We start from the raw sequence: 9,158 nt of genomic DNA on the forward strand, positions 1-9,158 counted from the left end.
ATGTGCGGCTCGGCATCATCGACACCCATTTCGGGCTGATCCTCGCCTATGTCGCGCTCAACGTGCCGTTCACCATCTGGCTGATCGACGGCTTCTTCCGCCAGGTGCCCAAGGACCTCGCGGAAGCAGCGCAGATCGATGGCTGCACCCGCTGGCAGGCGTTCTGGCAGGTCGAGTTTCCGCTCGCCGGACCGGGCATTGCGTCGGCCGCGATCTTCGCCTTCCTGACCTGCTGGAACGAGTTCGCGCTGGCCTCGCAGCTGACCCGCTCGGTGAGCGCCAAGACGCTGCCGGTCGGCCTGCTCGACTACACGGCCGAGTTCACCATCGATTGGCGCGGCATGTGCGCGCTGGCCGTGGTGATGATCATCCCGGCGCTCACCCTCACCTACATAGTCCAGAAACACCTTGTCGGCGGCCTGACCTCCGGCGCGGTGAAAGGCTGATCCCATGGCAACCGTTACCCTCACCAAGCTGACCAAGCGCTACGGCACTGTTGGGATCGTGCACGGCATCGATCTCGACATTGCCGACCGCGAGTTCATTGCGCTGGTCGGCCCGTCCGGCTGCGGCAAGTCGACGACGCTGCGCATGATCGCCGGGCTGGAGGAAATCAGCGCCGGCTCGATCGAGATCGGCGGACGCATCGTCAACGATTTGCCGCCACGCTCGCGCAACATCTCGATGGTGTTCCAATCCTACGCGCTCTATCCGCACATGACGGTGCGCGAGAATCTCGGCTTCTCCCTGAAGATCGCCGGCGCCGCCAAAGAAGACATGGACCGCCGCGTCGCCGAGGCCTCGGCCATCCTCGGCCTCGACACGTTGCTCGACCGCCGCCCGTCGCAACTGTCCGGCGGTCAGCGCCAGCGCGTCGCGATGGGCCGCGCCATCGTGCGCGACCCCGATGTGTTTCTGTTCGACGAACCGCTTTCCAATCTCGACGCCAAATTGCGCACGCAGATGCGCACCGAGATCAAGAAGCTGCATGCCAAGGTGCAGTCGACAGTGATCTACGTCACCCACGACCAGGTCGAGGCGATGACGCTTGCCGACCGCATCGTCATCATGCGCGACGGCCATATCGAACAGGTCGGCACGCCCGACGAGGTGTTCCGGCGGCCGGCGACGCGCTTCGTCGCCGGCTTCATCGGCTCGCCGCCCATGAACCTGCACGAGGCGACGGTCGACGGTGGCCAGATGGTTTTCGCCAGCGGCGAGAAGCTGCCGCTGCCCGGCCAGTTCAAGGCCAATGTCGCGACCGGCGACAAGGTCGTGTTCGGGCTGCGGCCGGACGACATCTACCCGACCGGCCATGGCATCAGTTCCGGTGGCGCGGCCGATGTCCACCAGGTCGAGCTGCCGATCACGGTCACCGAACCGCTCGGCAACGAGACGCTGGTGTTCGTTGAATTCAACGGCACGGACTGGGTGTCGCGCATGCTGAACCCGAGGCCACTGCGGCCGGGCGAGCGGGTCGCCATGAGCCTCGACATGTCGCAGGCGCATCTGTTTGCCACTGAGACCGGAAAGACATTGCGGAGCTGATCGGCATGGCCAGAATCGAGAAAGTCGACCTTTGCATGGTGGACCTTGTGCCCAAGGTCAAGCGCACCGACGCGATCCAGAGCTTCGTCAGCCAGGAAACGCCGATCGTCACGATCACCGATTCCGACGGTGCGGTCGGCACCGGTTACAGCTACACGATCGGCACCGGCGGTTCGTCGGTGATGCGGCTGCTCTCGGACCATCTGGTGCCGCGCCTGATCGGCCGCGATCCCGACATGATCGAGGCGATCTGGCACGATCTCGAATTCGCCACCCATGCCACGACCATCGGGGCGATCACCGCGATCGCCATCGCGGCGATCGATACCGCACTGTGGGATCTGCGGGCCAAGAAGCAAAACCTGCCGCTGTGGAAACTCGCCGGCGGCGCCAAGGATCGTTGTCCGCTTTACACCACCGAAGGCGGTTGGCTGCACATCGAGACGCAGGCGCTGGTCGACGATGCGCTGGCCGCCAAGGCGAAGGGATTTCGCGGCTCGAAAGTCAAGATCGGCAGGCCGCACGGGTCGGAGGATCTTGCCCGCCTGTCGGCGGTGCGCAAGGCGGTCGGCGACGGCTACGAGATCATGACCGACGCCAATCAGGGGTTTTCGGTCGACGAAGCGATCCGGCGCGCTGCGAGGCTGCGTGAGCTCGACCTCGCCTGGATCGAGGAACCGCTGCCGGCAGACGACATCGACGGGCATGTGCGATTGTCGAACTCGACGCCGACGCCGATCGCCATCGGCGAGTCGCTCTACTCCCTCCGCCATTTTCGCGAGTACATGCAGAAAGGCGCCTGCTCGATCGTGCAGGTCGATGTCGGCCGTATCGGCGGCATCACGCCCTGGCTCAAGATTGCGCACGCGGCAGAGGCCTTCGACATTCCGGTCTGCCCGCATTTCCTGATGGAACTGCATGTCAGCCTGACCTGCGCTGTTCAGAACGGCCGATATGTCGAGTACATTCCGCAGCTCGACCAGTTGACCGGCAAGCGCATGCGCATCGAAGATGGCCAGGCGCTGGCGCCCGACGAACCGGGAATCGGCATCGATTGGGACTGGGACGCGGTCAAGGCCATGAGCATCGCCGAATTCACCACGGCGATCACGAAATAGGAGACTGATATGCAGCGGATGGGGATGATTCTCGGACTGAAGCCGGAAAAGGTCGAGGAGTATGTCCGCCTCCATGCCGCCGTCTGGCCCGGCGTGCTGACCATGATCTCGGCCTGCAACATCAAGAATTATTCGATCTACCTGAAGCGGCCGGAGAACCTGCTGTTTTCCTATTTTGAATACCACGGCACCGACTATGCCGCCGACATGGCCAAGATGGCGGCCGACCCGAAGACGCAGGAATGGTGGGCCGTCTGCATGCCCTGCCAGGAGCCGCTGGCGACCCGCAAGGAGGGCGAGTGGTGGGCCGAGATGGATGAGGTCTTCCATCATGACTGAAGGCGGCTTCGACCCTGCCTTGCTCGTTCAATCCTGGCCAAAACCCTCAAGACCCCGGCCGATCGTCACCTTCGGCGCGGGATCGATCGTCGGCGACGCGCATTTCCCAGCCTACCGGAAGGCCGGCTTTCCGGTTGCCGGGCTTTATGATCCTGATCATGTCAGGGCTGAAAAGCTGGCCAGCCAATGGGGCGTGACGGCCTTTGGCTCGGTCGAAGAAGCGACTGCTGTCGAGGGCGCGATCTTCGACCTTGCCACCCCGCCGTCGCATCATGCCGATGTGCTGAAGTCCTTGCCTGACGGCGCGGTGGCGCTGATCCAGAAGCCGATGGGCAGCAATCTTGCCGAGGCGACCGCGATCCTCGAAATCTGCCGCGCCAGGAGGCTGCACGCGGCGGTGAACTTCCAATTGCGCTTCGCGCCAATGATGCTGGCGCTGAAGGATGCCATCGGCAAGGGCTGGCTCGGCGAGATCGTCGACTTCGACGCCTGGCTGGCGCTGGCGACACCATGGGAGCTTTGGGAATTCCTGCTCAAGGCGCCGCGCGTCGAGATCGCCATGCATTCGATCCACTATCTCGACCTGATCCGGCAGTTGCTCGGCGACCCCAGAGGCGTGCACGCCAAGACACTCGGCCATCCCAACCATAAGGTGGCGCAGACGCGCACCAGCGCCATTCTCGACTATGGCGACACCGTGCGTTGCGCGCTGTCGATCAACCACGACCACAAATTCGGTCGCCGGCATCAGGCCTGCGAGTTCCGCATCTGCGGCACAGAGGGTGCCGCCTATCTCAAGCTGGGTCTCAACCTCGATTATCCCCAGGGCGAACCGGATGTATTGGAGATCTATCCGAAGGGCGGAACGGGCTGGATCGCCGTGCCTTTGGCCGGCGAGTGGTTTCCCGATGCCTTCGTCGGCCGCATGGCCAATGTCCAGCGCTTTGCGACCGGAGAAGATGATACGCTGATAAGCCCCGTCGAAGATGCCTGGAGCACTATGGCGCTGGTCGAGGCGGCGTATCAGTCGAGCGCGGCACCGGCGACGCCGATTGCGGAAAGACCCTGATGGAACAGATCAAGTATTTCGAGGATTACGAGATTGGCGCGTCGCGCCTAACAAGCGGCCGCACCATCACCGAGACCGACTTCATCGTCCATGCCGGCCACACCGGCGATTTCTTTCCGCACCACATGGACGCCGAGTACATGAAGACGACGCCATTCGGCCAGCGCATCGCGCATGGCACGCTGGTGTTCTCGGTCGGCATCGGGCTGACCGCGAGCGTCGTTAACCCTGTCGCCTTTTCCTACGGCTACGACCGGCTGCGCTTCATCAAGCCGGTGTTCATCGGCGACACAATCCGCACGCGCACCACCATCGCGGTCAAGGAAGACGATCCCAAGCGGCCGGGTTCAGGACGGGTGATCGAGCGGTGCGAGGTGATCAACCAGCGCGGCGACGTGGTGCTGGCGGCAGACCACATCTACATCGTCGAACGCAGGCCGGCGCAGGGCTGAGACTCGGGAAAGTCCTACGAGCCGGTAGCGCGCTTGGTAATGCGCTCCAGCCCGAGCAAGAGAACCAGCGTCGCCACGACCAGGATCATTGTCAGTGCCGCACCGGCAAAGATGTCGCCGCGATCGGTAAGGCTGAAGATCGAGACCGGCAGCGTCACCCAACCCGGCGGGTAGACCATGACGGTGGCGCCGAGTTCCCCCATCGACAGCGCGAAACTGAGACCGAAGGCGGCGACCAGATAGGGTGCGAGCAAGGGCAGTGTGACGTGCCAAAGCCGGTAGGCCGGGCGAGCGCCGAGGCTCGATGCCACCTGCTCGAAGTCGGGCGACAGCCGCGCCAGTCCAGCCGAGACATTGCCGAAGGTGAAAGCCGAGATCAGCACGAAATGCGCGATCATGACGATCGCGATCGTGCCGTTGAGCAGCAGCGGCGGATGGCTGAAGGCAACCAGCAGGCCAAGGCCGACAGACACCGAAGGGACCGCGCTTGGGATGAAGAACAAAAGGCCGAGCAGCCGCCGCAAGGCATGGCCCTGGAGGCGCAGCGACAGGGCCGCCCAGGTGCCGCTGACCAGCGCCAGCGCGCTGGCCAGGAAGCCGGTGACCAGGCTCGCCTTGACCGCTCTGCCGGCGGCACCGGAAATGACATCAGTGTAGTGCTCCGTCGTCAGGCCGTTGGGCAGCACGCCGTTCCACTGGTCGGCGAGGCTGGACAGGAGGATGACCGCGAGCGGCGCCAGGAACAGCACGCCGAAGATCAGTGCGAAGAGCACCCACAGGACAAGACGACCGGAGCGTGACCAGACCAGCATAGGCTAGGCTCCCAACCGGCCGGCGGCGAAACGGTAGAGGCCAAACAGGCCGAGTGACAGCGCGATGTTGACGACGGCGATGATACAGGCGACCTGATAGGCCGATTCCTGGATCGCCTTGCCGTAGATCAGCAGCGGCAGGGTGATGACGCCCTTGGCGCCGATGAACAGCACGATGCCGAATTCGTTGACGGTCAACAACAGGCAGAGGCTGCCGCCGGCGATGAGTGCCGGGATTGCCGCCGGCAGGATCACCTGGCGAACGATGCGAAACGGCCGCGCGCCGAGCACGCTCGCCGCTTCGATCTGGCCACGGTCGACCAGCGAAAAGGCGGCGAGCAGCGGCCGCAGGATGAAGGGTGTGTAGACAGTGACCTCGGCCAGGATCACACCCCACGCGGAATAGAGGAAATCGACGGGCGGCAGCGGCAGCGAAAAGGTCTCCATCAGCCCGGCATTGAGCATGCCGGCGGAGCCATAGAGGAAGGTGAAGGCAAGCGTCACCAGGAATGTCGGCAGCGCGATGAAAGTATCGATCAGCCGGGCGATGAAGCCGCTGCCGGGGAACGGCACGAAGGCCAGAATCAGCGCCAGCACGAGGCCGACGACCAGGCATCCGGCTGTCGCCGCGACCGAGATCGACACCGTGTTGATCAGCGCGTTGAGGAAGAAGCGCGAATGCAGCACGCGGATGACTTCGGCGACATTGGCGACGCCGCTGTCGTCGAGGAAGGCCTGCCGGGCGATCAGCGCCAGCGGATAAAAGAACAGCAGCGCCAGCAGGGCCGCCGGTGGCACTATCCAGAGCTTGCCGGGTTCCCTCCGAAACGCCGGCGCGCGAAGTGTGACGGCCTCAGACACCGGCGTCTTCCGGGAGAAGCGAGGTGTCGGCGGGCGCGAAGAACAGCGGCACCTTGGCGCCGGGTTCGGGCAAGGCGATCGGCAGCCTGGTCGCCGAGACACGCACCGGCGTGCCGTCGACGTCGAGCACGAGATGGGTCAGTTCGCCCTGCCAGTGCACTTCCTGGAGCGTGCCCACGATGCGGTTGGTATGGTCGCTGTCGGCGGTCAGGCTGAGATGCTGCGGCCTGATACAGAGCAGGCTCTTGTCGCCGGCCTTCTCGTTGCGGCCGGCGCCGGTCAGCAGCGCGTCACCATGCCTTGCCGTGGCAAATCCCTTCGACCCGACGGCCTCGGCAACCGTTACCGGAAGAAGATTGGCGCGGCCGAGGAACTCGGCCGTAAAACGGTTTGGCGGGCGGCGGTAGAGTTCGGTCGTCGGTCCATGCGAACAGACCCTGCCGTCGCGCATGATGGCGATTTTGTCGGCAAGCGTCAGCGCCTCGGTCTGGTCGTGGGTGACATAGAGGATCGTCAGGCCGGGCAGGCTGCGGTGCAGCCGCGCAATCTCCTCGACCATGTTGCGGCGGATCTGGGCGTCGAGCGCCGAGAGCGGCTCGTCGAGCAGGAGCACGCGCGGCCGCACGGCCAAGGCACGCGCAATCGCCACGCGCTGCTGCTGTCCGCCCGAAAGCTCGCGCGGATAGCGCCGGGCATAGGCCGACATGCCGACAGTGCCGAGCGCATCCTTGATCCGCTCGCCGATCAGCGCCTTGTCGGCGCCCTGTGCTCTGAGGCCGAAGGCAACGTTGTCCTCGACCCGCATATGCGGAAACAGCGCGTAGTTCTGCACCACCATGCCGAGGCCGCGCTCATAGGGCGGCAGATCGGTCACATCGGTGGCGCCGATGCGGATCCGCCCGCTGGCGGGCCGCACGAAGCCGGCCACGGCGCGCAGGGCCGTGGTCTTGCCGGAGCCGGATGGGCCGATCATCGCCAGGATCTCGCCAGGTGCGATATCCAGGGTCAGCGGATGCAGGACGACATGCGCGCCATAGGCAACGCTGACCTTGTCGAAATGGACATTGGAGCCGGCGCCGCGAACCTTCGCGGCGTCGATGTCCATGACACTGGTACCAGTAAAGGCTGCGGCCGACATGGCGTGGTCCTCCGGGTTTCCCTTGCGGATCAACTTCCGGTCGCTTCGTTCCAGCGCTTGACATAATCGGGCAGCTTGCTCAGCGCGTCGTCCCAGTTCGGCGACCAGATGGTCACGCCTTTCATCGCCTCCTGCGCCTTGGCGAAGTTGGCGTCATCCGGCTTGACGTCCTTGCGAGCCGGCATGCCGAGCGCAACGGAACTGATGCTCGACTGGGCTTCCTTGGAGAGCAGGAAGTCGATCAGTTTCTTGCCGTTGTCTGCGTTGGGTGCGCCGGTGACCAGGCCGATTTCATAGGGCAGCGCGAAGGTGGAGCGCACACCGTCAGGTCCAGCCGGCCAGAACACCTTGATATTGGGATTGTCGGCCATCTGCGACATGTTCATCTGCAGATCGCCATTGGCGACATGCAGCTCACCCTTGTTGACCAGCGCGGTCAGCTTGCCGGTCGAAGCGGAGGGGCCGACATTGTTGTCCTGCAGCTTCTTCATGAACTCGAAGCCGGCATCCTCGCTGCCGAAGGCGTGGATGATCTGCAGCATGACGGCGGTGCCGTCACCGGCCTGGCCGGGGGTAGAATACTGGATCTTGCCCTTGAACTTCGGGTCGAGCAGGTCGTTGTAGGCCTTTGGCGCTTCCGGCAGGACGGCACTGTTGTAGATGAAGTTCATATAGTTGTTGACCAGCGGCCGGTACTTGTCTGTGCCGCCATCGATCTGGTCGGCGGCTTCCGGCTTGTAGTCCTGCAGCAGGCCGTCAGCCGCGGCCCGCTGCACGAAGGGCGGCAAGGTCACCAGCACGTCGGCCTGCGGATTCGACTTTTCCTTGGCGACACGCTCGACGACGCCGCCGGAACCTGCCTCGATATACTGCACGGTGATGCCGGTGGCCTTGGTGAAGGCGGCGAATTCGGTCTCGAACCAGCTGCCATTGCCGTCATGCAGGCCGTCGGCGGAATAGATGGTGACGACGCCGTCGGCGAGTGCCGGTCCGACAAGAGCCGACGACGCCAACAGCGACGCGGCTAAGGCCATAGCTATGGTTGCCTTTTGCAATTTCATGCTCAGTTCCCCTTTGATTGATGGCACATTCTGCGATGCACTGTGACGATCTCGCCTGTAGGCCGGAGCCTTATGCGGCACCGTTCGATCTCGTCGTTGTGCCGACTTTGGGGACTGAGGATCGATAAGTAAAATCTATTTATTTTATGAGAGGCAAACTTTACCTGATAGTTGTCATGGAACTGTCGCAACGCTGGCCTGGCTTCGATTCCGGCCTCGCGGAAGGCCCGCGATTGGCTGCAGAGATGGTGATGGTCAGCCGAATGAAACCCCAGATGTCTGCGCCCGCAGCCGCGGGTCGAACGAACGAACGGTAACCGGCCGGCCTTCGAGAATTTCGAAGCAGCGCGCGAGCGTGTCGTCTTCGAGCCGGCGCATGGCCCCCTGCGTGAAGAAGGTGAGATGCGGAAACAGGATGACGTTGTCGCGGCCGAACAGCGCGCTCATCGGATGGCCCGATTTGGCCAGCGGCTCGACCGAATAGACGTCGAGCCCGGCGCCGCCGATGCGCCCCGAGATGATCGCCTCGACAAGGGCGGCCTCGTCGATCAGCGCGCCGCGCGAGACGTTGACGATGATAGCGGAAGGCTTCAGGCAAGCGAGCTCGGCTTCACCAATCAAGCCGCGCGTCCTGTCGTTCAGCACGCAGTGGAGGGAAACGAAATCGCAGGCGCGCAGCATGACGTGGAGGTCTTCTACCTTCTCGATGCCGGCGGTGCGCATGGTTGCGACATCGACACCGGGATCGAAGCCGAGAACG

At 63.9% G+C, this 9,158-nt stretch carries 11 protein-coding genes; 6 read left to right on the forward strand and 5 right to left on the reverse strand.

Translation table 11 applies throughout. The annotated features are described in order from the left end of the window. The 6 genes from EN991_RS12215 to EN991_RS12240 form a co-directional block, all read left to right on the forward strand. Nucleotides 1–446, forward strand: a 446-nt coding sequence (locus EN991_RS12215) for a carbohydrate ABC transporter permease (protein WP_164769003.1), incomplete at its 5' end; no start/stop codon positions are given. A gap of 4 nt (nucleotides 447–450) precedes the next feature. Next, nucleotides 451–1,548, forward strand: a complete 1,098-nt coding sequence (ugpC, locus tag EN991_RS12220) for a sn-glycerol-3-phosphate ABC transporter ATP-binding protein UgpC (RefSeq protein WP_127368839.1) — start codon at nucleotides 451–453, stop codon at nucleotides 1,546–1,548. Between the two features lie 5 nt (nucleotides 1,549–1,553). Next, nucleotides 1,554–2,666, forward strand: a complete 1,113-nt coding sequence (locus tag EN991_RS12225) for a mandelate racemase/muconate lactonizing enzyme family protein (RefSeq protein WP_063167541.1) — start codon at nucleotides 1,554–1,556, stop codon at nucleotides 2,664–2,666. Between the two features lie 9 nt (nucleotides 2,667–2,675). Further along, entirely contained in the window at nucleotides 2,676–3,005 is a 330-nt protein-coding gene (locus EN991_RS12230) for an L-rhamnose mutarotase (RefSeq protein WP_127365738.1), read from the forward strand. Next, nucleotides 2,998–4,074: a Gfo/Idh/MocA family oxidoreductase gene (locus EN991_RS12235; RefSeq protein ID WP_127365739.1), complete on the forward strand. Its 1,077-nt coding sequence runs from the start codon at nucleotides 2,998–3,000 to the stop codon at nucleotides 4,072–4,074. The genes EN991_RS12230 and EN991_RS12235 overlap by 8 nt, the downstream gene beginning before the upstream one ends. Further along, a complete protein-coding gene (locus tag EN991_RS12240) occupies nucleotides 4,071–4,526 on the forward strand; it encodes a MaoC/PaaZ C-terminal domain-containing protein (protein ID WP_063167538.1) in 456 nt (151 codons plus the stop codon). The genes EN991_RS12235 and EN991_RS12240 overlap by 4 nt, the downstream gene beginning before the upstream one ends. A 14-nt stretch (nucleotides 4,527–4,540) precedes the next feature. Here the strand turns inward: EN991_RS12240 and EN991_RS12245 are convergent, their stop codons facing one another. The 5 genes from EN991_RS12245 to EN991_RS12265 all read right to left on the reverse strand — a co-directional run. Beyond that, nucleotides 4,541–5,338 carry an ABC transporter permease subunit gene (locus EN991_RS12245; protein ID WP_013533032.1) on the reverse strand — a complete coding sequence of 266 codons (798 nt, stop codon included), beginning with the start codon at nucleotides 5,336–5,338 and terminating at the stop codon, nucleotides 4,541–4,543. A 3-nt stretch (nucleotides 5,339–5,341) separates the two neighbouring features. Beyond that, on the reverse strand, nucleotides 5,342–6,199 hold the full coding sequence (locus EN991_RS12250) for a 2-aminoethylphosphonate ABC transporter permease subunit (RefSeq protein WP_127368840.1): 858 nt from the start codon (nucleotides 6,197–6,199) through the stop codon (nucleotides 5,342–5,344). After that, nucleotides 6,192–7,337, reverse strand: a complete 1,146-nt coding sequence (locus EN991_RS12255; protein ID WP_024502486.1) for an ATP-binding cassette domain-containing protein — start codon at nucleotides 7,335–7,337, stop codon at nucleotides 6,192–6,194. The genes EN991_RS12250 and EN991_RS12255 overlap by 8 nt, the downstream gene beginning before the upstream one ends. A 29-nt stretch (nucleotides 7,338–7,366) precedes the next feature. Continuing rightward, nucleotides 7,367–8,398 (reverse strand): 2-aminoethylphosphonate ABC transporter substrate-binding protein, encoded by a 1,032-nt coding sequence (locus EN991_RS12260; protein ID WP_127368841.1) that lies wholly within the window; start codon nucleotides 8,396–8,398, stop codon nucleotides 7,367–7,369. Nucleotides 8,399–8,653: 255 nt separating this feature from the next. Then, nucleotides 8,654–9,158, reverse strand: a 505-nt coding sequence (locus tag EN991_RS12265; RefSeq protein WP_281058796.1) for an NAD(P)-dependent oxidoreductase, incomplete at its 5' end; no start/stop codon positions are given.

It is taken from the genome of Mesorhizobium sp. M7A.F.Ca.US.005.03.2.1, from assembly GCF_003997795.1.
Taxonomy (GTDB): Bacteria; Pseudomonadota; Alphaproteobacteria; order Rhizobiales; family Rhizobiaceae; genus Mesorhizobium; species Mesorhizobium ciceri.

Excerpts from the sequence above, each read along its gene's own strand:
- EN991_RS12235 (WP_127365739.1), top strand. The coding sequence starts at position 2,998 with ATGACTGAAGGCGGCTTCGACCCTGCCTTGCTCGTTCAATCCTGGCCA.
- EN991_RS12230 (WP_127365738.1), top strand. The coding sequence starts at position 2,676 with ATGCAGCGGATGGGGATGATTCTCGGACTGAAGCCGGAAAAGGTCGAG.
- EN991_RS12260 (WP_127368841.1), bottom strand. The coding sequence starts at position 8,398 with ATGAAATTGCAAAAGGCAACCATAGCTATGGCCTTAGCCGCGTCGCTG.
- EN991_RS12225 (WP_063167541.1), top strand. The coding sequence starts at position 1,554 with ATGGCCAGAATCGAGAAAGTCGACCTTTGCATGGTGGACCTTGTGCCC.
- EN991_RS12245 (WP_013533032.1), bottom strand. The coding sequence starts at position 5,338 with ATGCTGGTCTGGTCACGCTCCGGTCGTCTTGTCCTGTGGGTGCTCTTC.
- ugpC (WP_127368839.1), top strand. The coding sequence starts at position 451 with ATGGCAACCGTTACCCTCACCAAGCTGACCAAGCGCTACGGCACTGTT.
- EN991_RS12255 (WP_024502486.1), bottom strand. The coding sequence starts at position 7,337 with ATGTCGGCCGCAGCCTTTACTGGTACCAGTGTCATGGACATCGACGCC.